Origin of the sequence: Streptomyces sp. ISL-11, assembly GCF_018614525.1 — a bacterium.
Taxonomy (GTDB): Bacteria; Actinomycetota; Actinomycetes; order Streptomycetales; family Streptomycetaceae; genus Streptomyces.
In genome coordinates this window covers 13,739-37,578 of the sequence record NZ_JAGGOL010000121.1, presented here as the reverse complement: position 1 = coordinate 37,578, position 23,840 = coordinate 13,739, and the positions used below count along the sequence as shown (strand labels likewise).

General features: G+C 71.0%; 22 protein-coding genes, 1 tRNA gene and 1 riboswitch. Of the genes, 8 read left to right on the top strand and 15 right to left on the bottom strand.

From position 1 onward, the window contains the following. Positions 1-82: 82 nt before the first annotated feature. Positions 83-165, bottom strand: a tRNA-Leu gene (locus J7E86_RS23180). Positions 166-622: 457 nt separating this feature from the next. Here J7E86_RS23180 and J7E86_RS23175 point away from each other — a divergent pair. Continuing rightward, a complete protein-coding gene (locus J7E86_RS23175; RefSeq protein WP_215083793.1) occupies positions 623-1,384 on the top strand; it encodes an ABC transporter ATP-binding protein in 762 nt (253 codons plus the stop codon). A gap of 56 nt (positions 1,385-1,440) precedes the next feature. Beyond that, complete coding sequence (locus J7E86_RS23170) at positions 1,441-3,966, top strand: ABC transporter permease (RefSeq protein ID WP_215083777.1); 2,526 nt, start codon at positions 1,441-1,443, stop codon at positions 3,964-3,966. Positions 3,967-4,058: 92 nt separating this feature from the next. On the opposite strand, the gene J7E86_RS23165 is transcribed toward J7E86_RS23170, so the two are convergent. The 4 genes from J7E86_RS23165 to J7E86_RS23150 all read right to left on the bottom strand — a co-directional run bounded on the left by J7E86_RS23165 (position 4,059) and on the right by J7E86_RS23150 (position 9,076). Further along, entirely contained in the window at positions 4,059-5,375 is a 1,317-nt protein-coding gene (locus J7E86_RS23165) for a class I SAM-dependent methyltransferase (protein WP_215083775.1), read from the bottom strand. 187 nt (positions 5,376-5,562) lie between these two features. Continuing rightward, positions 5,563-6,945, bottom strand: a complete 1,383-nt coding sequence (locus J7E86_RS23160) for an NAD(P)/FAD-dependent oxidoreductase (RefSeq protein WP_215083773.1) — start codon at positions 6,943-6,945, stop codon at positions 5,563-5,565. Positions 6,946-7,404: 459 nt separating this feature from the next. Beyond that, positions 7,405-7,980 carry an HD family hydrolase gene (locus J7E86_RS23155; RefSeq protein ID WP_215083771.1) on the bottom strand — a complete coding sequence of 192 codons (576 nt, stop codon included), beginning with the start codon at positions 7,978-7,980 and terminating at the stop codon, positions 7,405-7,407. A gap of 22 nt (positions 7,981-8,002) precedes the next feature. Continuing rightward, on the bottom strand, positions 8,003-9,076 hold the full coding sequence (locus J7E86_RS23150; RefSeq protein ID WP_308312695.1) for a helix-turn-helix domain-containing protein: 1,074 nt from the start codon (positions 9,074-9,076) through the stop codon (positions 8,003-8,005). A 275-nt stretch (positions 9,077-9,351) separates the two neighbouring features. Here J7E86_RS23150 and J7E86_RS23145 point away from each other — a divergent pair, with 275 nt between their 5' ends. From J7E86_RS23145 to J7E86_RS23125, 5 genes are all read left to right on the top strand, one after another. Then, a complete protein-coding gene (locus J7E86_RS23145; RefSeq protein WP_215083767.1) occupies positions 9,352-9,498 on the top strand; it encodes a hypothetical protein in 147 nt (48 codons plus the stop codon). 292 nt (positions 9,499-9,790) lie between these two features. Beyond that, positions 9,791-9,946 (top strand): hypothetical protein, encoded by a 156-nt coding sequence (locus J7E86_RS23140; protein ID WP_215083765.1) that lies wholly within the window; start codon positions 9,791-9,793, stop codon positions 9,944-9,946. Positions 9,947-10,014: 68 nt separating this feature from the next. Then, positions 10,015-11,127, top strand: a complete 1,113-nt coding sequence (locus J7E86_RS23135) for a protein-L-isoaspartate(D-aspartate) O-methyltransferase (RefSeq protein WP_215083763.1) — start codon at positions 10,015-10,017, stop codon at positions 11,125-11,127. Positions 11,128-11,370: 243 nt separating this feature from the next. Next, a complete protein-coding gene (locus J7E86_RS23130; protein ID WP_215083761.1) occupies positions 11,371-11,643 on the top strand; it encodes a type II toxin-antitoxin system Phd/YefM family antitoxin in 273 nt (90 codons plus the stop codon). Then, complete coding sequence (locus J7E86_RS23125; protein WP_215083759.1) at positions 11,640-11,909, top strand: type II toxin-antitoxin system RelE/ParE family toxin; 270 nt, start codon at positions 11,640-11,642, stop codon at positions 11,907-11,909. Before J7E86_RS23130 ends, J7E86_RS23125 begins: the two co-directional genes overlap by 4 nt. 51 nt (positions 11,910-11,960) lie before the next feature. Here the strand turns inward: J7E86_RS23125 and J7E86_RS23120 are convergent, their stop codons facing one another. The 10 genes from J7E86_RS23120 to J7E86_RS23075 all read right to left on the bottom strand — a co-directional run bounded on the left by J7E86_RS23120 (position 11,961) and on the right by J7E86_RS23075 (position 22,034). After that, complete coding sequence (locus tag J7E86_RS23120; protein WP_215083757.1) at positions 11,961-12,914, bottom strand: Ppx/GppA phosphatase family protein; 954 nt, start codon at positions 12,912-12,914, stop codon at positions 11,961-11,963. Beyond that, the gene (locus J7E86_RS23115; protein ID WP_215083755.1) at positions 12,911-13,441 is read right to left on the bottom strand and encodes a DUF501 domain-containing protein; all 531 of its coding nucleotides are present in this window, start codon (positions 13,439-13,441) and stop codon (positions 12,911-12,913) included. Before J7E86_RS23115 ends, J7E86_RS23120 begins: the two co-directional genes overlap by 4 nt. Before the next feature lie 57 nt (positions 13,442-13,498). Continuing rightward, a complete protein-coding gene (locus J7E86_RS23110) occupies positions 13,499-13,963 on the bottom strand; it encodes a septum formation initiator family protein (RefSeq protein WP_215083753.1) in 465 nt (154 codons plus the stop codon). A 78-nt stretch (positions 13,964-14,041) separates the two neighbouring features. After that, positions 14,042-15,322: a phosphopyruvate hydratase gene (gene eno / locus J7E86_RS23105; RefSeq protein ID WP_215083751.1), complete on the bottom strand. Its 1,281-nt coding sequence runs from the start codon at positions 15,320-15,322 to the stop codon at positions 14,042-14,044. 285 nt (positions 15,323-15,607) lie between these two features. Beyond that, positions 15,608-16,351 carry a transglycosylase family protein gene (locus J7E86_RS23100; protein WP_215083750.1) on the bottom strand — a complete coding sequence of 248 codons (744 nt, stop codon included), beginning with the start codon at positions 16,349-16,351 and terminating at the stop codon, positions 15,608-15,610. Positions 16,352-16,354: 3 nt separating this feature from the next. Further along, positions 16,355-16,536: riboswitch (cyclic di-AMP (ydaO/yuaA leader) on the bottom strand. Between the two features lie 261 nt (positions 16,537-16,797). Then, complete coding sequence (locus tag J7E86_RS23095) at positions 16,798-17,805, bottom strand: transglycosylase family protein (RefSeq protein WP_308312694.1); 1,008 nt, start codon at positions 17,803-17,805, stop codon at positions 16,798-16,800. A 166-nt stretch (positions 17,806-17,971) separates the two neighbouring features. Next, positions 17,972-19,240: a cytochrome P450 gene (locus J7E86_RS23090; protein ID WP_215083747.1), complete on the bottom strand. Its 1,269-nt coding sequence runs from the start codon at positions 19,238-19,240 to the stop codon at positions 17,972-17,974. A gap of 334 nt (positions 19,241-19,574) precedes the next feature. Continuing rightward, complete coding sequence (locus J7E86_RS23085) at positions 19,575-20,024, bottom strand: DUF6479 family protein (protein WP_215083745.1); 450 nt, start codon at positions 20,022-20,024, stop codon at positions 19,575-19,577. 128 nt (positions 20,025-20,152) lie between these two features. After that, positions 20,153-21,121: a nucleoside triphosphate pyrophosphohydrolase gene (locus J7E86_RS23080; protein ID WP_215083743.1), complete on the bottom strand. Its 969-nt coding sequence runs from the start codon at positions 21,119-21,121 to the stop codon at positions 20,153-20,155. A gap of 295 nt (positions 21,122-21,416) precedes the next feature. Beyond that, positions 21,417-22,034, bottom strand: a complete 618-nt coding sequence (locus tag J7E86_RS23075) for a SurA N-terminal domain-containing protein (protein ID WP_215083741.1) — start codon at positions 22,032-22,034, stop codon at positions 21,417-21,419. 347 nt (positions 22,035-22,381) lie between these two features. Here J7E86_RS23075 and J7E86_RS23070 point away from each other — a divergent pair, with 347 nt between their 5' ends. Further along, complete coding sequence (locus tag J7E86_RS23070; RefSeq protein ID WP_215083739.1) at positions 22,382-23,839, top strand: DUF2079 domain-containing protein; 1,458 nt, start codon at positions 22,382-22,384, stop codon at positions 23,837-23,839. Position 23,840: the final 1 nt, after the last annotated feature.

The following is a 23,840-nucleotide window of genomic DNA, read 5'->3' as shown; positions in this document are numbered from 1 at the left end:
CTTTTCTCCGTACCCCGGGAGGAGAACGTGAACCGGCGGCAGTCGGTTCCCTGCGGAGAGTGAGTGCCAGAAAGCAGAAGAGTGCCCGGAGCCGGACTTGAACCGGCACGGCCCGAAGGGCCAGCGAGGTTTAAGCTCGCCGTGTCTGCATTCCACCATCCGGGCAGGGCTCTCGGGCGCACAGGCAGGGAGAGGCGCGCGAGCCTCACCTTCGAAGGAGAGCAGGACGAGCCTAGCCGGGCGGCGCCCCCCAAACAGCGGAACGAGACCCCGAGGTTGTCTTATTTTATTGGCAACTGAGGGTGCATCAGTGCAGGGAGGACGCCAAAGGCACATGCCACGGGCCGATACCCACCGTTCACCGCCCCACCCTCGGCGGGGCCCGGAATTGTCGCAATCTCGCGCCTTCGGCCGTCGCGGACAGTCGGGGTTCCGAGGGGGTCCCCCTCATACCCAAGGAGGAGGAACGGGCCCCGGGATACCTCCCGAGTCTGCCCCGGGAACGAGAGCTGGGGCTGATCCCCGGGCCCTTGGAGCACGGAACGATGGACACAGTCCCCTTCGTCCGTCGTCCCGACAGGAGTGCTCCACCGTGTCCGTCCCTTCCGGCTCCCCCTTCGGCGTGCAGACCGCCGTCCGTCCCACCGCGGTGGCGGCCCGCGCCACGGATCTCTCCAAGGTGTACGGCCAGGGTGAGACCCAGGTGGTCGCCCTGGACGCCGTCTCCGTGGAGTTCCGGCAGGCCGAGTTCACCGCGATCATGGGCCCGTCCGGCTCCGGCAAGTCCACGCTCATGCACTGCATGGCGGGCCTGGACTCCGTCTCCGGCGGCTCCGCCCGCATCGGCGACACCGAGCTGACCTCGCTCAACGACAAGAAGCTCACCCGCCTGCGGCGCGACAAGATCGGCTTCATCTTCCAGGCGTTCAACCTGCTGCCGACCCTGACGGCGCTGGAGAACATCACCCTGCCGATGGACATAGCCGGCCGCAAGCCCGACAAGCAGTGGCTGGACATGGTCGTGGACACCGTCGGCCTCTCCGGGCGCCTCAAGCACCGCCCCAGCCAGCTCTCCGGCGGCCAGCAGCAGCGCGTCGCCGTCGCCCGCGCCCTGGCCGGCAAGCCCGAGATCATGTTCGCCGACGAACCCACCGGCAACCTCGACTCCCGCTCCGGCGCCGAGGTCCTCGGCTTCCTGCGGAACAGCGTGCGCGAGCTCGGCCAGACCGTCGTCATGGTCACCCACGACCCCGTCGCCGCCTCCTACGCCGACCGGGTGGTCTTCCTCGCCGACGGCCGCATCGTCGACGAGCTGCACGGCCCCACCGCCGACGGCGTGCTCGACCGCATGAAGCGCTTCGACGCCAAGGGCCGCACGAGCTGACTTCCCGCAGCCGACAGCCAGCTCACCACAGCCCACTCCCCCAGGACTGACTGACCATGTTCCGTACCGCCCTGCGCAATGTGCTCGCGCACAAGGCCAGGCTGCTGATGACCGTCCTCGCCGTGATGCTCGGCGTGGCCTTCGTCTCCGGCACCCTGGTGTTCACCAACACCATCTCGGACGCCTTCCAGAAGAGCTCCGAGAAGGGCTTCACCGGCGTCGACATCGCCATCCAGCCCCACCGGGACGGGGACTCCGACGACAAGGGCAAGCCCGGCGAGGCCCCCAAGCTCACCCAGGGCCTGCTCGACAAGGTCGCCAAGGTGCCCGGCGCCGCCCGCGCCACCGGCTCCGTCAGCGGCTTCGCCGCGATCTCCGACAAGCACGGCAAGCTCGTCGGCGAGGGCTTCAACTCCTCCGGCGCCAACTACTACCCGGGCGCGGACGGCAAGGACACCCGCTACCCGATGACGTCCGGCCGCGCGCCCAAGGCCGCCGGCGAGATCGCCCTCGACACCAGGTCCGCCGACCGCGCGGGCTACAAGGTCGGCGACACCGTCCGGATATCCGTCGACGGCCCGGTCCTGGAGCAGAAGGTCACCGGCGTCTTCGCCACCGACGACGGCAACGTCGCCGCCGGCGGCAGCCTCGCCCTCTTCGACACCGCCACCGCGCAGAAGCTCTACGCCAAGCCCGGCGAGTTCAGCCAGATCGACATGCAGGCCGCGGCCGGCACCACCCAGACCGCGCTCAAGGAGCGCCTGGACAAGATCCTGCCGCGCGACGCCGAGGCCACCACCGGCAAGAAGCTCGCCGACGACCAGGCCGCGGCCATCGCCCGGGGCATGGACGGCATGAAGACCGGCATGCTGACCTTCGCCGGCATCTCCCTCTTCGTCGGCATCTTCATCATCGCCAACACCTTCACCATGCTGGTCTCCCAGCGCACCAAGGAACTGGCACTGATGCGCGCGGTCGGCGCCAGCCGCCGCCAGGTCACCCGCTCCGTCCTCATCGAGGCGCTCGTCGTCGGCGCGATCGCCGCCGTCGCCGGTCTGCTGGCCGGCATCGGCATCGGCGCCGGGCTGCGCGCCCTGATGAACGGCACCGGGGCCACCGTCCCCGACGGGCCGCTGGTGATCTCCCCGAACACGATCCTCACCTCGCTCGTCGTCGGCGTCGTGGTGACCGTGCTCGCCGCCTGGCTGCCCGGCCGCCGCGCCGCGAAGATCCCGCCGGTCGCCGCGATGAACAGCGTCCACGCCGTGGCCACCACCCGGTCGCTGGTCGTCCGCAACAGCATCGGCGGCGTCCTGTCCGCCGCCGGCGCCCTGCTCACCGTCGTCGCCGACAACGAGTCCATGCTGGGCCTGGGCGCGGGCCTGCTGCTCATCGGCGTCTTCGTGCTGACCCCGCTGCTCTCCCGCCCCCTGATCGCCGCCGCGGCCCCCGTGCTGCGCGTCTTCGGGATATCCGGCAAGCTCGCCCGGCAGAACGCGGTCCGCAACCCGCGCCGCACCGCCGCGACCGCCTCCGCCCTGATGATCGGCCTCACGCTGATCACGGGCCTGACCGTGATCGCGGGCAGCGTCCAGCAGGCCATCGACAAGATGGCCACCGACGCCATCAAGGCCGACTACGTCATCTCCATGGCGACCCGGACCCCGCTCTCCCCGGACGTCGAGAAGAAGCTCGCCGCCCTCCCGGACGTCACCGCCACCAGCCCGCTGCGCAACTCCCCCTCGCGGATCGACGGCGACAGCGAGTACCTGACCGGCGTCAACGGCAAGACCATCGGCAGCCTCACCAAGCTCGACTTCACGACCGGTTCCCTCGCCGGCCTGTCCGGCGGCAAGGCCGTCGTCGACGACGACACCGCCAAGCGGCACGGCTGGAAGCCCGGCTCCTCCTTCACCGCCACCTACGAGGACGGCAAGCAGGGCAAGCTGACCGTCTCGGGCGTCTACGAGGGCAACGAGCTGATGAAGGGCATCCTGCTCGACAAGGCCACGCTCGCCCCGCACCAGACCGAGATCACCGACATGCAGGTGATGGTCAAGACCAAGGCCGGCACGAGCGACGCCACCAAGGACACCCTGGAGAAGGCGCTCGGCGACAACCCGGCCATCCAGGTCCAGGACAAGAAGGACATCTCCGAGAGCATCGCCAAGATGATCAGCCTGATGCTGAACATGCTCTACGGGCTGCTCGCCATGGCCGTGATCGTCGCGGTCCTCGGTGTCGTCAACACCCTGGCGATGTCGGTCTTCGAGCGGTCCCAGGAGATCGGGATGCTGCGCGCCATCGGCCTGGACCGCAAGGGCATCAAGCGGATGGTGCGCCTGGAGTCGCTGGTCATCTCGCTCTTCGGCGGCGTCCTCGGCATCGGCCTCGGTGTCTTCTTCGGCTGGGCCGCCGGCGAGCAGATCGCCTCCAGCCTCGCCACCTACGAGCTCGCGCTCCCGTGGGGCCGGATGGCGCTCTTCCTCGGCCTCGCGGCCGTGGTCGGCGTCCTGGCCGCCCTGTGGCCCGCCCGCCGCGCGGCGAAGCTGAACATGCTCTCGGCCATCAAGGCCGAATAGCCGGCCGTCCCCTCTCGCACACCGTCCGGCCCCGCGGCACCCGCCGCGGGGCCGGACCCGTGTCCGGGAGGTGTCGGAGGGGCCGGGAAATGTCAGAGCCAGTCGCGCGTGCGCAACGGCATCCCCGACCCGCCCGACTCCGGCGTACGGACCGCCAGCACCTGGTTGACGCCGATGCGGTTGCGCTCGAAGGCCAGCGCGCACGCGGCCATGTACAGCCGCCAGACGCGCGCACGCCCCGGCGAGGTGAGGGCGACGGCCTCGTCCCAGTGGGCCTCCAGGTTCGCGACCCAGCGGCGGAGGGTCAGCGCGTAGTGCTCGCGCAGCGCCTCCACGTCCCGGACCTCGAAGCCCGCCTCCTCCAGCTGCGCCACGGTGCGCCCGACGGGGGCCAGTTCGCCGTCGGGGAAGACGTAGCGGTCGATGAACTCGTCGATCTCGTACGCCTCCTCGTCCAGCAGCGGGCGGCGTGCGATCTGGTGGTTGAGCAGCCGGCCGCCGGGCTTCAGCAGGGCGTGGAGGTCGGCGGCGTACTCGGCGTAGAGGTCGGAGCCGACGTGCTCGGCCATGCCGATGGAGGAGATGGCGTCGAACGGGCCGTCGGCGATCTCGCGGTAGTCCTGCACCCGGATCTCCACACGGTCCGTCAGACCGGCCTCGGCGACGCGCTTGCGGGCGTACGCGGCCTGCTCCTCGGAGAGCGTGATGCCCACCGCGCTCACGCCGTACTCGCGGGCCGCGTGCAGCACCATCGAGCCCCAGCCGCAGCCGACGTCCAGCAGCCGCTCACCCGGCCGGAGCGCCAGCTTCCGGCAGACCAGGTCGAGTTTGGCGGACTGCGCCTCCTCCAGGGTGCTCTCCGGGCTCTCCCAGTAGGCGCAGGAGTAGACCATCGAGGGGCCGAGCACGCGCTCGTAGAAGGTGTTGCCGACGTCGTAGTGGTGGCTGATGGCCTCGCGGTCGCGGCGCAGCGAGTGCAGCCCGCCGTGCTTGCGCGCCTCCTCGCGCGGGGGCCGGGGCGGCAGCCCGGGGCCGGCCAGGCTGATCAGTTCGCGGGCCGCGTCACGCGCCCGGGGGTCGCGCACGGCGGAGAGCAGGGCGGCGAGGCGGGAGGTGCGGCCCTCGCCCTCGCCGCGCTCCCACAGCGAGCCGGCGAGCAGCCCGAGGGCTTCGTAGAGGTCGCCGTCGACGTCGAGGTCCCCCGCGACCCAGGCCCGGGCGATGCCGAGCTCGCCGGGCTTCCACAGCAGGCGGCGCAGGGCCCGGCGGTGGCGGACGACCAGGACGGGGCTCTCGGGCGCGCCCGGCGGGCCGTACTCGCTGCGGTCCCAGGCGCGGATGCGGACGGGGAGCGGTGCCCCCAGTACCTGTTCCGCGAGCGCGGTGAGCCGTCGAGCGGCGTCGGCCATGTCGCACACCTCCATGATGCAAGGTCAGGAGAAACGTTCAACTGACACCTAAACACCCAGAGTCGGCTCGGTAGTCCCGTTCCGTCAGAGTAGATCAACTCTCCGCGTCCGGACATGCCGAAAGGCGCCCACCCCACGGATTGGTGGACGCCTTTCGGCTACGTTGACCGCGGTATCGCGGCGTCCGCTAGGAAGCCTTGGCCTTCTGCGCCGAGTCGGCCTTGGCGGCCTGCGGCGCCGGCTTGGCGGCCTCGTAGAACTCCTCGCGGGGGTTCTCCATGGCGCCGAGCGAGACGACCTCGCGCTTGAGGAACATGCCGAGGGTCCAGTCCGCGAAGACGCGGATCTTACGGTTCCAGGTCGGCATGGCCATGCCGTGGTAGCCACGGTGCATGTACCAGGCGAGACGGCCCTTGAGCTTGATCTTCACCTTGCCCATGACGATCATCGCGACGCCCTTGTGGAGGCCGAGGCCCGCCACCGCACCCTTGTTGGCGTGCTCGTACGTCTTCTGCGGGAAGCCGCGCATGCCCGAGATGACGTTGTCGCCGAGGACCTTGGCCTGCCGCAACGCGTGCTGGGCGTTCGGCGGGCACCAGGCGTTGGGGTTGCCGGCCTTGCGGCCGACCATGTCCGGGACCTGGGCGTTGTCGCCGGCGGCCCAGATGTAGTCGGTGCCCTGGACCTGGAGGGTCTCGGAGGTGTCGACGTGGCCGCGCGGGCCCAGCGGCAGGCCGAAGCGGGCCAGGGCCGGGTTGGGCTTGACGCCGGCGGTCCACACGATCGTGTTGGAGTCGACCTCCAGGCCGTTCTTCAGCACGACGTGGCCGTCGACGCAGGAGTCCATGGAGGTGGAGAGGTGGATCTCGACCCCGCGGCTCTCCAGGTGCTCCTTGCCGTACGTGCCGAGCTTCGGCCCGACCTCGGGAAGGATCTTGTCGGCGGCGTCGACCAGAATGAAGCGCATGTCCTCGCGCTTGACATTCGGGTAGTACTTCGCGGCGTCGCGGGCCATGTCCTCGACCTCGCCGACCGTCTCGGCGCCGGCGAAGCCGCCGCCGACGAAGACGAAGGTGAGCGCCTTGCGGCGGATCTCCTCGTCGGTGGTCGAGTCGGCCTTGTCGAGCTGCTCGAGGACGTGGTTGCGCAGGCCGATGGCCTCCTCGATGCCCTTCATACCGATGCCGTTCTCGGCCAGGCCGGGGATCGGGAAGGTGCGGGAGACCGCGCCGAGCGCGATGACCAGGTAGTCGAAGGGCAGCTCGTACGCCTCGCCGACGAGCGGCGCGATCGTGGCGACCTTACGGTCCTGGTCGATGGTGGTGACGCGGCCGGTGAGGACCTCCGCCTTGGGGAGCACGCGTCGCAGCGGCACCACGACGTGGCGGGGGGAGATGCTGCCGGCAGCTGCTTCGGGCAGGAAGGGCTGGTAGGTCATGTACGAGCGCGGGTCGACGACTGTGACGGTCGCCTCCGCGTACCGCATCTTCTTCAGGATGCGGCGCGCCGCGTACAGGCCGACGTACCCGCCGCCTACTACGAGGATCCGTGGACGCTCCGTGGTGCTCATGATTCGAGTATCCAGCACTCCGGACAGGGGTGCTCGTGAGCCCCTTCACAAGGTACGGGGACCTGTCTGCTACACTCCGCCGCCTTCGTGACTCATGTCATGTCTTGGAAAGGGAACCACTGGCTCCGGGCGGGCGTTGTTCACCCCCGCTGAACTGGGCTTGGGGCCTCGCGGCCGGGTGGACCACTGCCGTTCACGGGGTCCGCATAAACGTCTCTTTAACCTGCCGGATACCGGCCTCTTTCGCCTGTCCGGCGGCCCGGAGGACGACAAAGGGGGCCCTGGGGCCCCCTCGCGTGCCCGGCAGGGCATTTTTTCATGTGAAGGATTTCACGAACTTTCTCGGACGGGGGCCTTCGGACGGCGTTCCGGGGGGCGTTCCAGGCGGTTCCGCCCGGGGCATGGGCCCCTAGGGGCACCCGGAGTTGGGGCAGTACGGCCAGGAGGCAGGGGCATGGATCACGGCAGGTAGACGCGCTGCCACTCGATCGACGACATGTCCTGTGCGGCGTCGGCAAGCGCGATGGCCGACGCCGTCTTGAGCTTCGCCCGCGTGCTGTCGACCCACTCCCGGGCATTGCTGTACCCCTGCTCCAGGTACTCCAGGCCCTGGATCATGCACTCCAGCTTGTCCGCGTCGCGCGCGACCGCGACCTCCAGCGAATCGCCGTTCTCGTACTCCTCGACGACTGCCTGAATGCCGGCCGCGACGGCCGGATGCGCCTGTGCGACCTGGTCGGCCGTGACCTCCTCATTCTTGGCGGCCCTGAGGTAGCGGCGCCCGATCCAAGGGATGTCGCCGACGCGGGTCTCCTGGGTGTCGTGGAAGGTGCACAGCAGCGCCACCCTCGCCGGGTCGGCTCCCTCCATCATCGCCAGCACCGACCCGATGACGGCAGTACGGAAGCTGTGCTCCGCGATCGTCTCGGGGTCCTTGACTCCCGCGATCCACCAGCCGGACCGCTTTGCGCGCTTCAGAGCGCCCATTTCCATCAGATAGCTGACGGACCCCTTGGCGTACTGATCATCAGTCATACGGCCTGTCCTCTCGAATGGATCACGGGCTGCTCAGCCTCAGACCGTAGTGCACGGCATCGAGTTCTCGCCGGGCCTGCTGCGAGACTGAGCCACTGTCCAGGAGCAGAACGACCCGGCGTCGGAGTTCGTCCGCAAGCCGTGGGTCGGCAGCGAGGACACCGGGCCGGGACGCCATCAACGACCACACCGAGTGAACGTTCAGGTCAACGCACCCCAAATCGGGGTCCAGCCGGTCCGCGAAGCTGCGCAGCAGGGCGCCCGCGTCCCAGAGTCCTGAAGACCGGTCGGCCATGAACGAGTCGTCGGGTCGCGGAACCCGGTCCATACCGAGCCAGTGGGCCCAGTAGTTCAGGTTCGCGATCTCGCCCGCATCACCGCCCATCCCTCGTTCGATGAAGCGGTGCAGCACGTCGAATTCCCCGTACCGGGTCAAGGATGTGGCCAGGGATCTGGCGTCCGCCCACTCCGGTGACCATGTCGAGTGAGTGAGACGCACAGGACGGCGCGCCCGCATGTCGGCGAGCCAGGCGTGCGTGTCCGGAGCCATGTCATAGCTGCACAAGTACAAGGCCTGGCGGCGGAGCAGGGCGCCCCCTTCGCCCGACCGGTCAGCGATCTCCGCATACCTCCGCATGTGGTCGTAGAAACGCCGGCGATCAGGCTCCGCGAGCAGGGGAGTTTCCGGGGAAGGTCCGCGACGACGCGGTGTCGCGGTGGGCGCGGGTGGCAGAGCGGCGGGAGCACTTCCTGTCAGCGCCCAGGCGATCATGTGCGTGGACGCCCGGGTGAATACCCACCCCGCCAGAGGGTGGCTGCGCGGATCGCGGTCGGGAAGGCTCTCGTCCAGCGCGTGCGCGATCACCCCGTCGGCATCCATGGCGGCGCCGAGCAGGGCGATCGAGTGAGGGTCCGCGCCGTAGCCAAGGAGACGGCGCCGGAGCGTCAAGAGTTGCCCGGCTGCCATCGCGGTCAGCGCGCGGCGCCCACTTTCCCAGCCCTGCACCGTGGTCGCGTCCACGCCCAACCGCTCCGCGATCTCACGTTGGGTGCACGGCAACCGCTCCCTGATGACCTTGAAGAGGTGCCCGGTCACCCGCCCTTCACCGGCCCGATTCCGGGAACGCTGACCACTGGTCAGTGTTCCCTTGGAGGGGTTGGAACGGGTAGGAGCCATTGCCTGCTCTCCGATGACGGGGCTTCGAACAACTGGTACGACGGGTCAGTTTTTGGACCGCACCGGGCACCGTAGCTTCGTGGATGCGAGCTCACGGCGTGCGCAGCACAAGCGTAGTCGCGCAGAGCGACCACGCGAACACACTCACGCCAACGCATCGCTCCCAGGCATCCCCTACCCACGAGGACCGCGCGATGACCAACGAGCAGAAAACCACCGGTTGTTCGGTATGCGCTGAAATCAAGAGCACCCGCCGTGATGCGGCCGACCAGGGCGACCTCGACACGATGAAGGCCATGACCATCCGCATGGGGGTACACCAGCGGGAGGCCCACGGATGACCGCCTCACTCGGTAGCGACCTCCAGCCCGGCACCATGCGTTTTCCGCGATGCGAGTGCCGGGATCACCGGGCAGGGCGCGGGAGGCCCGACTCTTCCGTACGACTGTTGGCCGGCGAGGCAGACACCTCCTGGGTCATCGCCGGCGCCATGGTGGCTCTTCCTCACAGCAGCGGACCACCCGCCATGCCGACCACCGACATGCCCGCCGCGACCCGGGCCTACTACGCTCCCGCGCCGCCCCGCACCCATACCTCCGCGAGGGCCCACCCGAACGAACAAAGGGGTACGACATGACCGCCATTCCATCCGTCACCGCCGTCGACGGCGGGCGCGGCAAGGACGAGGGACAAGGGGACGGACACCCCGGGCAGCCCTGGACACCGCCGTCCGAGCCCCCGTCCCCCGACGGCGGTAGTCCCGGGGGAGACGGGGACCGCCGCAAGTGACGTTCAACCCGCAGGTGGAGCGTCCCAGCCGAAATGAGCTGGGGCGCGTCCTCTTTGAGACGAAAGCGATGTCGTCGGACTGGGCGCCGACCTTCGCGGCGGTGGACCGGGCGCACTTCCTGCCCGAGCTGATCTGGCCCTGGGACATGGAAACGGGCACGAGTGTCGCCGTGGACCGGGTCACCCACCCCGAACGCTGGTACGCCGCCGTGGACAGCGACCAGCCCATCGTGACCCAGTGGGACGACGGCGAGCACTCCGGCACCGCGCCGGGACGCGTGTCGACAAGCTCGTCGTCCGCGCCGTCCGTGAACTACGGGCTGTTTCAGGATCTGGGCGCGGACGAGGGCATGAACGTGCTGGACGTGGCCACCGGGACGGGTGAGACCGCCGGGGCCCTGTACCACCGCTGTGTGGCCTCACGCGGGCGCGGGCGCGTCACCACTCTTGAGATCGACCGCTCCGTGTCGATGCGGGCCCGCGAGCGGCTCTGTGCGGCTGGGCTGTACCCGGACGTGGTCGAAGGCGATGGGTTCAAGGGCTACGCGGACCACGGACCGTACGACCGCATCCTCGCCACGGTGGGGCTCCGCGAGTCCCCGGGGGCGTGGCTGCCGCAGATCCGTAAGGGTGGGGTCATCGTCGCGCCATGGGGCACGCACTACAGCAACGCGGACGCCGTAGTCCGTCTGCGGGCGAACGGCGGAACCGCGCTCGGCCGCTTCACCCGGCCGGTGGAGTTCATGAAGGTCCGGGCCCAGCGTTCGCCCCGGCGACCGCACGCGGAATACGTTCCGGCCGGCGCGTTCGACGACGCGGACACCTCGACCACGGCAGTCAAGGAGTCCGAATTCGTCACCGGGCGGTACACCGCCCTGCCATTCGCTCTGGGGCTGCAAGTGCGGCACTGCGTTCAGGCCGTGGCGGACGCACGCGGCGGCGCACGGCCCGTGTGGTTCTACGGGCTGGGTGACCGTTCCTGGGCCTGCGTGATGTTCCGCGACGGCGAGGAGACGCGCGTCTGGCAGTCGGGCCCGCGCCGGCTGTGGGATGACGTGGAAGCGGCCTTCCGGTGGTGGCAGAAGCAGGGCAGACCCACGCATGACCGGTTCGGGCTCACCGTGACCCCGGACGGACAAGAGGCGTGGCTCGACACACCGGGCGACTCCTGGCCGGTGTGAATCAACGAGGTAGCCCCGGTCCCCGTACAGCGGGCCGGGGCCATTTTGTAGGCAATGCCGTCGAGGATGCCGTGCTCGCTCCCGACCACCTCGCGGGCCCGGTGCGTTCCGTGACGCACTGGAGCATGAAGCCGAAACGGCACGACGCACCTCGCCCGCGGACATTGGTCCGCCAGGCTGTAGGGCACGCTCAGGCCCCACCACCGGCGCCCGCGTGTACACAAACACGCGTACACTGACTCCATGGCTGAGAGCACCGTGACCGTACGGGAAGCCCGGGCGCACCTCGCGGATCACATCAACCGCGCCGAGCAGGGCACCCCTACGGTGATCACCCGCAATGGCGTGCCCGTGGCGGCCGTGGTGCCGATCGCGGACTTCGACGCGCTGGAAGAAGCGGCCGATGTGCTGCTGGCCCGGGAGGCGGAAGCGGTCCTGGCCGAGGGCGGGCCGACCGTGACGATGGCCGAGCTGCTGGCGGACCTGTTCGCCGAGCGCAACAGCGACGCGGCGTGAAGTACGCGTTCCGGTTCACCGCGGCGGCCCAGCGGCAGCTCCGGGCCATCGACCGGCCCGCCGCCATGCGCATCCTGGCCGCGCTGACCGCGCTCGGCGAGGACCCGTACCGCGAGGACGCCGACGTCAAGAAGCTGACGGGCCCGTCGGGGCTCTACCGGCTCCGGGTGGGCAACTACCGGGTCGCCTACCAGGTCGAGGACGGCGAACTCGTCATCCTTGTCGTCAAGGTGGGCGACCGGCGCGACGTCTACCGCAGCCTCTGACGAGCGGGCCGCCCGGGTCCGCGGTCTCCGGGCGGCTGCTCGGCGGGTGGGTCACGCGTCGGCGAGTGCCGCGCTCCAGGCGATGCCGTCCAGGATGTCGTGCTCGCTGACGACGACCTCCTCGGCCCCCGTCCGCTCCATCACGCACTGCAGGACGAGCGCCCCGGCGCAGATCACGTCGACCCGGCCCGGGTGCATCACGGGGATCGCGGCGCGCTGTTCGTGCGTCGAGGCCAGCAGCGTCGCGGTGATCTCGCGGACCCGGTCCAGGGGGATCCGCGAGTGGTGGATGACCGACCAGTCGTACTCCTGGAGCCCCAGCGCGATCGCCGCGACCGTGGTGACCGATCCGGCCAGGCCGACGAGCGTGCGGGCCTCGCGCAGCGGGACCGTCTCCTCGGCCAGGTCCAGGGCCGCCTCGACGTCCGCCCGTATCGCCGCGATCCGCTCGGGCGTCGGCGGGTCCTCGACCTCGCCGTCCGCGACGAGGTGACGCTCGGTCATCCGCACGCAGCCCACGTCGACGCTGCGGGCGGCCCGTACGTGGTCGTCGCCGACGACGAACTCGGTGGAGCCGCCGCCGATGTCCACCACCAGATAGGGCTTGGCCAGGTCGTCACGGCCCGTCAGTTCCTTGGTGGCGCCGGTGAAGGAGAACTCGGCCTCCTGATCGCCGCTGATCACCTCGGGCTCGACACCCAGGATCTCCACGACGCCGCGCACGAAGTCCGCGCGGTTCTCCGCGTCGCGGGACGCGGAGGTCGCCACGAAGCGGGTGCGCTCGGCCTTCAGCTCGCGGATGACCTCGGCGTACTCCCGGCACGCGGCGAACGTGCGCTCCAGCGCCTCGTCCGCCAGCCGGCCGGTGCGGTCCACGCCCTGGCCCAGCCGGACGATCCGCATCCGCCGGTCGAGCTCGACGAGCTCGCCGGTGCCGGGGTCGAGGTCGGCGACCAGGAGGCGGATGGAGTTCGTACCGCAGTCGATCGCGGCGACACGGGTCACTGCTCGTCACCCCCGCAGGGGTTCACGCACGGGCCCTTCGCCCACCACTCGGGCAGCATCGCGATGGCCTCGTCGCCCAGCGGGTTGACGCCCGGGCCGGCGGCCAGGGAGTGCCCGACCAGCACGTGCAGGCACTTCACGCGGTCCGGCATGCCGCCGGCGCTCGGGAAGCCCTCCAGCACCTCGATGGCGTCGCGGCGCGTGATGTAGTCCTCGTGCGCGGCGCGGTAGGCGGCGGCGAGCTCGGGGTCGGTCTTGAGCCGCTCCGACATCTCCTTCATCACGCCGTCCGCCTCCAGCGTGCCGATGGCGGAGGCCGCGCGCGGGCAGGTGAGGTAGTACAGCGTCGGGAACGGCGTGCCGTCCTCCAGCCGCGGCTGGGTCTCGACGACGTCGGGGTTGCCGCAGGGGCAGCGGTGGGCGATGGTGCGCAGACCGCGCGGCGGGCGGCCGAGCTGCTGCTTGAACGCCGCGATGTCCGCGTCGGTGGGCTCGGTGGGCTCGGTCTTCGGAGGAGGGGTGTCCATGTGCTCGCTCAGGCTCGCTCGTACTCGGTGTTCTCGGATCGGGGTTCGGTGGGCGGCTCAGGAGGCGTCGGCGGTGTCCACGCCGTCCCAGAGGTTGCTGTACCAGGGGCGGTCCGCGGTGCCCTGGTCCCTGGGCCGCTCGGCGGCGGCGCTGCCGTCGACCACGCTGTAGCCGGTCTCCCCCGGGCGCACATAGTGCAGGTGTTCGCGCGCCTGCTGCTCGACGTAGGCGGGGTCCTCCAGGCGCGCCTTGCGGTCCAGCAGCAGCTGGACCTCCTGGCGCGCCCGCTCGGTCTGGCGCCGCTGGTCGGCGATGTCCGAGCGCTGGGTGACCCACTGGCGCATGGGGTAGGCGAGCGCGACGACCAGGGAGCAGACGACGAGCGCGAGGAGCGCCGCGCGGCCGGTGAGCCGGCTGCGGCGGGGCCCCTTGGCGCGGTAGACCCGGGCGGTGGGCCCGTGCACGAGCGCGGTGCCGAGCGCCTTGAGCCTGATCGCGGTGGGAAACCGGTCAGCCGCCAATGTCGCCTCCCCGTTACGAACGTACGTCCCCGGCCACGGTACGGGACCGGGACCGGGGACGGGGTGAGGCTAAGCCCTTCAGCCCTTGAAGCGGGGGAAGGCGCTACGACCGGCGTACACCGCGGCGTCGTCGAGGATCTCCTCGATGCGCAGCAGCTGGTTGTACTTGGCGACGCGCTCGGAGCGGGCCGGGGCGCCGGTCTTGATCTGGCCGCAGTTGGTGGCGACGGCCAGGTCGGCGATGGTGACGTCCTCGGTCTCGCCGGAGCGGTGCGACATCATGCACTTGAAGCCGTTGCGCTGGGCCAGCTCGACGGCGTCGAGGGTCTCGGTCAGCGAGCCGATCTGGTTGACCTTGACCAGGAGGGCGTTGGCGGCGCCCTCCTCGATGCCACGGCCGAGGCGCTCGGGGTTGGTGACGAACAGGTCGTCACCGACGATCTGCACCTGGTCGCCGAGGCGCTCGGTGAGGGTCTTCCAGCCGTCCCAGTCGTCCTCGAACAGCGGGTCCTCGATGGAGACCAGCGGGTACGCCTCGACGAGCTCGGCGTAGTAGTCGGTCATCTCGGAGGCGGTGCGGGACTTGCCCTCGAAGTTGTACGCGCCGTCCTTGTGGAACTCGGAGGCGGCGACGTCCAGCGCGAGCGCGATGTCCTGGCCGGGGGTGTAGCCGGCCTGCTTGATGGCTTCCAGGATGAGGTCGAGTGCCTCACGGTTGGAGCCGAGGTTCGGGGCGAAGCCGCCCTCGTCGCCGAGGCCGGTGGACAGGCCCTTGGCCTTCAGGACGGCCTTGAGGGTGTGGTAGACCTCGGCGCCCCAGCGCAGGGCCTCGGAGAAGGACTCCGCGCCGATCGGCGCGATCATGAACTCCTGGATGTCCACGTTGGAGTCGGCGTGCGAGCCGCCGTTCAGGATGTTCATCATCGGAACGGGCAGCAGGTGCGCGTTCGGGCCGCCCAGGTAGCGGAACAGCGGGAGGTCGCTGGCCTCGGACGCGGCGTGCGCGACGGCGAGGGAGACGCCGAGGATGGCGTTGGCGCCGAGCGAGCCCTTGTTGTCGGTGGCGTCCAGGTCGAACATGGCCTGGTCGATCAGGCGCTGCTCGGTGGCGTCGTAGCCGACGAGCTCCGGGCCGATCTGCTCGATGACGGCCAGGACGGCCTTCTCGACGCCCTTGCCGAGGTAACGGTTCTTGTCACCGTCACGGAGCTCGATGGCCTCGAAGGCACCGGTCGAGGCACCGGACGGTACGGCGGCACGGCCCGTGGAGCCGTCGTCGAGGCCGACCTCGACCTCGACCGTGGGGTTGCCTCGCGAGTCGAGGATCTCGCGAGCTACGACGACGTCGATGGACGGCACGAGGGTCTCCTTCGTGTGTGTCTGGAGTTCTGCACCCCGAGCCTAACGGGCCCTGGAGGCTCCCCCTGCCGTCGGATCGCCTTCGGGGGCCGGGAAAGCGGAAAGAACAGCACAAACGCCGAGATCACGGGACGAATGGACGGAGTGTTCGCTGAGCGGGGAAGGAATGCGGGAACCGCCCCGGGAACGGCGGAGCCCCGCTCCGGCGCACGCCCGGGGGCGCGTCGGAGCGGGGCGGTCCGCTGTGGTGGCGCGGGGGGCGCGGCGCGTGGCCGGCCCGCCGGCTCAGCTCAGGTGCAGCTGCTGGCCGGGGAAGATGAGGTCGGCGTCCTCGATGACGTCCTTGTTCAGGTCGTAGAGCTTCTCCCAGCCGCCCTTGACCTTCTTGGCCTCGGCGATCTTGCCGAGGGTGTCGCCTTCCTGGACCTGGTACTCGCCGTCGCCCTTCTTCACGGACTTCGGGGCGGCGTGCTTCGGCGCGGCCTGCTGGGGGGCCGGGGCCGGGGCCTCGTCCTCCTCGGCGGCCTGCGGGGCGGCGTGCTTCGGGGCGGCCTTCTTCGGCGGCGTCTGGCGCTCGCTCCGGTCGGCGTGGGACTTGCCCGAGACGGTGCCGCGGTCGGCCTTGGCCGAACCGGAACCGGTGTCGACGTTCGCCTTCGCACCACCGGCGGTCAGGCCGGTCCCCGGGGCGCACTGCCAGGCACCCGGGCCCTGCATGGCGAGCAGCTTCTCGGCGACGGCGATCTGCTGGCCCTTGGTGGCCTGGTGCGGGTACGCGGCGTACTTGCCGCCACCCGCGGCGTCCCAGGAGCTCTTGGAGAACTGGAGGCCGCCGTAGTAGCCGTTACCGGTGTTGATGGACCAGTTGCCGGTCGACTCGCACTGGGCGACCTTGTCCCAGGTGTCGACGGAGGCGGCGTTCGCGGACGAGGCGATCATCAGCGGGGCCGCGACCGCGGCGCCGGTGACACCGGCGAGCGTGACGATGCGGACGGCCTTGGACGGACGACGGTGCTTGCCCTTGGACATGAGTCGTTTCCTCACCGACGCCTACGAGGTGAGCTGTCGGGTTCGGGCTGTGAGTTCGCCCGGCCGGCCGTGCGAGCACATCCGGCTTCACCCCAAGCCGTTCCGGCCCCCGCCGGTTGCTGACCGACGGACCGTTCCGGCGCCTACCTTGGTTCCCCCGCTCCTGCCTACGGCGCTTAACGCGACGACTCCGCCGGCCGCCGGCAGGATTCGGCGTGGCGACCGTGGTGCTCGCGGTGGCGAGCGGTCACGACGGTAAACACAGTCGGCCGGAGGGTTCAAACCCCTCTTTCCAGCCACAGTTGCCCCCAGTTACCCAGGGAAACCCGATATTTCCGCAGGTCGGGCTGGGTGATCGATCTCCGGGAGGGCGCCGTTCCGCCGAAAGACGACGAGACCCATGTCTCACTTTCGACTGGAACGGACATTCACCCCGAACTACCGCACTATTTGGCTATCTCAAGGTGCTGACCAGGAAGGATCAGATCCGGGTCGGATCCGACCACCTTGGCGTTGCGCTCGTACAGCGAGTTCCATCCGCCGTCGACGGAGTGCTCCTCCGCTATGACTGACAGGTTGTCACCCGGGCGCACGGTGTAGTCGCCCGCCTTCGGCTGCTCCGTACGGGTGTCGCCGCGGGACGGGCGTCCGTCGTCCGAACGCGGCGGTTCCGCGCGGTGCTTGCCCGTACCGTCCGAGCCGTCCGTACCGTCCGAGCCGTCCGCGCCGGAGCCACCAGGGCGGTGCGAGGGGGGCAAGGGGGGCAGGGGCGGCGGGGAGGGCAACGAGGGCAGGGACGACGGGGAGTCGGAGGGCGACGGCGTGGACGAGCCGTCGGGGGCCGGGATTTCGGTGGGGTCGGCCGTAGGGTCGGCCGTGGGGTCGCCGGTGGGCGTGCCGCCGGGGTCCTTGCGGTGTTTGCCGCCCTCCGGCTGACCGCTCGTCGGGGTGGAGGGCTCGGGCTTCGGCGAGGTGGGCGCGGAGGGTGTGTGCTCCGGCGTGCGCGAGGCGGGTGCCCCCTTCGCCGGCTCGTCCTTCGCGGGCTCGTCCTTCGCGGGCTCCTCGGCCGACGGATCCTGCGTGGGCTCCGGCGACTTCGTGCTTCCGGGGTTCACCTCGGGCGCCTTGCCGTCCTTGGCCAGGCCGGCCGACGTGCCGCAGTTCTGCCAGGTGTCCGCGCCACCGCCCTGGAGGATCTTCTCCGAGACGGCGATCTGCTGCGAGCGGCTCGCCAGGTCGGGGCGCGGGGCGTACATCCGGCCGCCGTACTGCTCCCAAAGCTCCTGAGTGAGCTGCAGTCCGCCGTACGAACCGTTGCCCGCGTTGGCGCTCCACATCCCCCCGCTCTCGCACTGCGCGACCCGGTCCCACGTCGGGGCGTCGGCGGCGTTCGCGCCGGTGGCCGCGAGCAGCGGCATGGCCAGCGCGGAGCCCGTCACCCCCGCGGCGACCACGATGGCGGGTACCTGGCGGGGTCTGCGATGTCGACCGTTCCCGGAGCGCATGCGATGGCCTCTCGTGTGTGGCGGCGGATGTGGTCGTCGAACATAGCGACGGCCCCCCGGAGTCACAAGCTGATGTAGCGCAGGTCACGTGAAGGTCACGTGATATGACGAGCGGTCATCTGGTAGGTACACCGAACTCCACGGGAAGCGTGCGCAGTCCACGCATGATGAGCCCGCCGCGCCAGCGCAGGTCCTCCGGATCGGCCGCCAGACGCAGGTCCGGGAGGCGGCGCAGCAGGGTCGCCAGGGCGGTCTGTCCCTCCAGCCGGGCCAGTGGCGCGCCCAGGCAGTAGTGGATGCCGTGCCCGTAGCCGAGGTGCTGGTTGTCGCGGCGCGCGAGGTCGAGGGTGTCGGGGTCGGCGAACCGTTCGGGGTCGCGGTCGGCGGCGGCCAGGACGACGAGCACGGGGTCGCCCTCGGCCACGCGCCGGCCGCCGATCGTCAGGTCCTGGGTGGCGAACCGCCAGGTGGCCAGCTCCACCGGTCCGTCGTAGCGCAGCAGCTCCTCGACGCCGGTCGCCAGCAGGCTCTCGTCGCCCTCGGCGAGGGTGCGCTGGAGGCGCTCGCGCTGCTCGGGGTGGCGCAGCAGCGCGTAGGTTCCGTTACCGATCAGGTTCACAGTTGTTTCAAAACCGGCGAACAAGAGGATGAAGGCCATGGCCGCGGCCTCGTTCTCGGTGAGGTGCTCGCCGTGGTCGCTCGCCCGGATGAGTCCGGAGATGAGGTCTTCGCCGAGATCGTCCCGCTTACGGTGGATCAGTTCGGTGAGATAGCCCCGCATCTTCTTCACCGAGCGCGCCACGCCGCCGCGCGGCCCGCCGCCGTGGCGGATCATCATGCCCGCCCAGTCCCGGAAGTCGTCCTGGTCCTCGCGCGGTACGCCCAGCAGGTCGCAGATGGCGTAGATGGGGAGGGGGAAGGCGAACTCGTGGATGAGGTCGGCCTTCCCCTTCTCCGCGCCGTGTTTGTCGAGAATCGTGTCGATGAGCTGGTCCGTCAGCTCCTGCACGCGGGGCGCGAACTCCGCGACCCGGCCCGGGGTGAACGCCTTGGAGACCAGCCGGCGCAGCCGGGTGTGGTCCGGCGGGTCGATGTTGAGCAGGTGCGTCATCAGGTTGGCGCTGCGCTCGCCGGGGATGCCGACCTTGCCCTTGCCGTGGGCGGACGCGGAGTGGTGCGCGGGGTTCTTGGAGAGCCGCTGGTCGGCGAGGGCCTGGCGGGCGTCGGCGTAGCGGGTGACGAGCCACGCCTCGACGCCGCTGGGCAGGGTGGTGCGGTGTACGGGGGCGTGCTCGCGCAGCCAGGCGTACGCCGGGTACGGGTCGGCGGCGAATTCCCAGGTGAACAGGGGCGGGGCGGCGGGCGTGGCGTTCTTGTCGGGCACGCTCCGACGCTACTAGGCCGTGCCCGGCGGGTCGTTCGGCTGCAGGCCGTTTTTGCCGCCTGGCCGCCTGCGGCGGGCGGGCCGTCTTTGCCGCCTGCGGCGGCGGGCGCCCTGCGGGCGCGTCCTCAAGCTCCCCCAGCTACCTCCCCCAGACTCCGTCCGGGGGTGCCCCCAGAGGTGCCCCCAACGGGCTTGATTTCGGCTGAGCTCAGCCACAATCAAGCCCGTCCGGCGCTTGAGGACACCACCGCGCAGCGGTGGTGCGCACGACACGGCCCGCAGCCGCCCGCTCCCGTGATCCGCCGGACACGGCCCAGGGCCGTAACGGCGTGGCTCAGTGGCCGCCGGGCCCACCGCTGCCGCCGCTGCCGAAGCTGCCGCTGGTGCCCGGGTTCCACTTCTTGCGTTCCTCGGTGGGCTCCTCGGGGTGGCTGCCGGGGTTCCTCACCTCGTGCGGCAGGACGCGCTCGCCGTCCGCTTCGGGGTGCAGCTCGTCCGATTCGTGGTGCTCGGTCACATAACCGATCGTGCCGTCGTCGTCCTGGTGGCCGGGCCCGTGGTCGGGCGACTCCGGCCCGGTCTCGTGCTCCTCGCGCGTCTGCCAGGACCCCATCCGGCGTTGCGGCTGGCTGGGCGGCGGTGGCTCCTGCTCCCGCTTCCGCAGGCCCTTGGCGACGGCCGCGATGAGCAGGGCGACGACGAAGAGGCCGACGATGAAGGGCGCGATGCCCCCCAGCCAGTGGGGGGCGGCGATCACTGTGTGGTCGATGTTGTCGATGCGCATGGGTCTCGGGTACCCGGAGGCCGCCCGGACAAGTCGGCACCTAGGCCGAACGGGTGCCCGAAGCCGGCAAGCCTTCCCCGAGGTCCCGGCCGACGCGTCCGTAGGCTGCCGCCGGGGCCCGGCCGGCCTCAGGCCCTGTTCCGGTCCTCCTCGGCGCGGATCGCGTCGCGGAAGGTGCGCGCCGCGGCCCGCAGCGCGGTCTCCGGGTCGACGCCCGCCGCCTCGGCCCGTACCGCCAGCGCCAGCAGTTCGTAGCCCACGCCGTCCCCGTGCGGGAGCGGCACGTCGATGCCCTCCGTACGGACCCGGGAGGCCAGCTTCGCGGCGAGGGCCAGGGCCGGCTGGCCCAGGGGCACGCCCTCGGTGACCGACTCGCGGCCCTTCTCCACCGCCTTCCTCTGTATCCAGTGCGCCTTGACGTCCTCGGGCGTCTCGGCGGACTCCTCTCCGAAGACGTGCGGGTGGCGGTGGATGAGCTTGTCCACGATGGTGCCCGCCACGTCGTCGACGGAGAACGGCTCGTCCGGATCGTCCTGCGCGATCCGGGCGTGGAAGACCACCTGGAGCAGCACGTCGCCGAGCTCCTCGCGCACGGCCTCCCGGTCGCCCGTCTCGATGGCCTCCAGGAGCTCGTACATCTCCTCCAGGCCGTACTTCGCCAGGTCCTCGTGGGTGCGCACACCGCTCCACGGGCAGGCCACGCGGATCCGGTCCATCACCTGGACCAGGTCCAGCAGCCGGGCGCCCGGCAGGTCGTACGAACCGGGGAGCAGCTCCAGGGCCGGCATCGTCTCGCGGCCGGAGCCGGCCAGCCGGGCCAGGCCGTCGGTGAGCGCCGGCTCCCCGTCGGCGGAGGCCAGCACCACGGCACCGCGGCCCGTCAGGCAGTAGTCGACCAGCTCGCGGGCGGTCGCCGAGCCGTGTTCGACCTCGATGCCCGCCTCCCGCAGATAGGGCAGCTGCGGGTGGTCGGCGTCGGCGCACAGCACCCGGTCGGCGGCGCGGAGCGCCTGCCAGGCGGGCCAGGACAGCAGGCCGGGCGCGACTCGGTGGCTGGTGGTGAGCAGGACGATGCGGCCGGGTGCGGAGTCGTTCACGCCTTGAGCCTAGGCGGTGCGCGGCGGATCTTCGGCTGCGGGCCTGGCCGCCTGCGGCGGGGCGGGCTGCTTTGCCGCCTGCGGCGGCGGGCGCCCTGCGGGCGCGTCCTCAATCGCCGGACGGGCTTGATTGCGCTGGGCTCAGCCCCTTCAGCCCCGTACGGGCACGATTGCGGCTGGGCTCAGCCCACTTCAGCCCGTCCGGCGATTGAGGACACCGCCGCGCAGCGGTGGTGCGGACGACACGGCCCGCAGCCGCCCACTCACATGACCCGCCGACGGCGGGCAGCGCGGCTCAAGCCGGGCGCTCGCCCAACGGCGGAGTGGCCCGCAGCCAGGGTTCCCGCGCGGGACCGGTCGTGCCGCGCCGGGCGTCCCAGGTGCCGTAGCGGGGGTTGACGTCGACGCGCAGCTTCTCGGACGTGCGCGTCAGGATCGCGTTGGTGCGCTCGGCGCCGAACTTGGCGTCGAGCTTGGTGCGGACGAGCTCCACGGTCAGGGCGCGTTCGATCTGGTCGGGCGCGATGCCGAGCGCGAGGAACCGGGCCTGGACCGCCTCGGCGCCGCCGTTGGCCCGGTCGATTCGCAGGCGCTGCTCCTGGAGCTCGCGGCGGGCCGTCCCGATGCCGTTGTCCTCGCCGGCCTTCTCCACGATCCGGTACTGGATGAGGCGGACCAGGGTGTCCTGGCCGAGCCGGGCGCCGTTGGCCGCCGGCTGCTGCGCCTGCGGGGAGGAGCGCTGGGCCTCGCGGACGTCCGCGACCTGGCGCTGGACCTCGGAGACGGTGATCCGGTCGTGGCCCACGACGGCCGCGGCGCCGGGGTGGGCCGTCGCACCGCACGCGGTGAGGGCGGGCGCCGCGGCGAGCAGGGCGACGGCGGAGAGGGCGAGCGCGGTCCTTCGGCGGATCATGAAGCCTCCCGGCAAAGATCGTGCGACGGTCCCTCGATGTTAGGGAGTCGGTGTGATCCGGGCCACCGGTTCGACCAACGATTCGCGGGCCGTGAGGATGCGCGGGCCGGGAGAGGGGCCGGCAGGAGGACCGGGAGAAGAGGGGATGAACGGGGACTGAACCGGTTCCCGCCGTACCTCGTCTCCGGAAGGGGGACCGGGCACCGACGGGCTCCGCGTATCTTTTCCGACAGTCACTCCTCGGGCCCCGGGAGAACCCCGGACGAACCCCGGAAGCACTCCGGACGAACCCGCCCGAGCCCGAAGAACCCTGAACGAAGACGAACCCAGGAAGAAGAGGACCCCGCATGGACCCGGCCGCAGCCGCCACCGCCCCGGCACCGGGCCGGCACACGGCCGGTACGGCGACCGGCGGCCGCGCGCGCACCCTCGCCCTGCGCTCGCCGCGGCTCGACCCGTACTGGGTGTCCGCCGTCCTCTTCCTCCTCTTCACCGCCCTGTCGGTGTGCCGGCACCGCCGCATGCTGACGATGTCCTGGGACCTGGGCATCTTCGAGCAGGCCATACGCGGCTACGCCCACCTCCAGGCGCCCATAGCCGACCTGAAGGGGCCGGGCACCAACGTCCTGGGCGACCACTTCAGCCCGGTCACGGCGCTCCTCGCACCCCTCTACCGGCTCTTCCCCGGCCCGCTCACCCTGCTCGTCGCGCAGGCCGCCCTCTTCGCGCTGTCCGCCCTCCCGGTCACCCGGCTCGCCGCCGGACTGCTGGGCCGCAAACGCGGGCTGGCCATCGGCGTCGCCTACGGCCTCTCCTGGGGCGTCCAGCGCGCCGTCGACTTCGACTTCCACGAGATCGCCTTCGCGATGCCGCTGCTGGCCTTCTCGCTGGAAGCGGTGGTGCGCGGGCGCTGGCGGGCCGCGATGTGGTGGGCGCTGCCGCTCGTCCTCGTCAAGGAGGACCTCGGCGTCACGGTGGCCGCGATCGGCGCGGTCCTGCTGATCAGGCTGCGCGGCACCCGCCGGGACCCGCGCACGGCGGCGCTCGCCGTCGGCCTCGTCTCCTTCGGCCTCGCCGCCACCGTCCTGGCCCTCGGCGTGGTCATCCCCGGCTTCAACACCGGCGGCGCCTACGACTACTGGAACAAGATCGGCGGCGGTGACGGCCCCGCCCCGACGATCCCCCCGGACACCGCCGTCCGCACGCTGCTGTGGGTGCTGCTGCCGACCACCGGCCTCCTCGCGCTGCGCTCACCGCTGCTGATCGTCGCGCTGCCCACCCTGGGCTGGCGGTTCGCCTCCCACGACGATCACTACTGGGGCACCGACTGGCACTACAGCGCCGTGCTCATGCCCATCGTGTTCATCGCCCTCACCGACGCGCTCACCGGCGCCCGGCGCAGCCGCCGCCCCTGGCTGAGCTCGTACGCACACCACCTGCCCGGCGCCGTCCTGGCCGCGGCGCTCGCGCTGACCGCCTCGCTGCCGCTCTACGGGCTGACCCAGCCGGACACCTACCGCGTCTCCGAGGGCGTCCGCGCCGCCGAACGCCTCCTGGCGCGCATCCCCGACGGCGCCACGGTCGAATCCGACATCGGTCCCATAAGCCGCCTCGCCGGCCGCTGCCAGGTGCTGTGGATCGGCGACACCCGCGGCGTCACCCCCGACTACATAGCCCTGCACGCCACCGACGGGAAGACCGCCCAGGACCTGATCACCGACGCGGGGACCCTGCACCCCGGCGTCCGGTACGACCTCGTGGGCGCCGAGGGCGGCTACACCGTGCTCAAGCGCACCGCACCGTGAG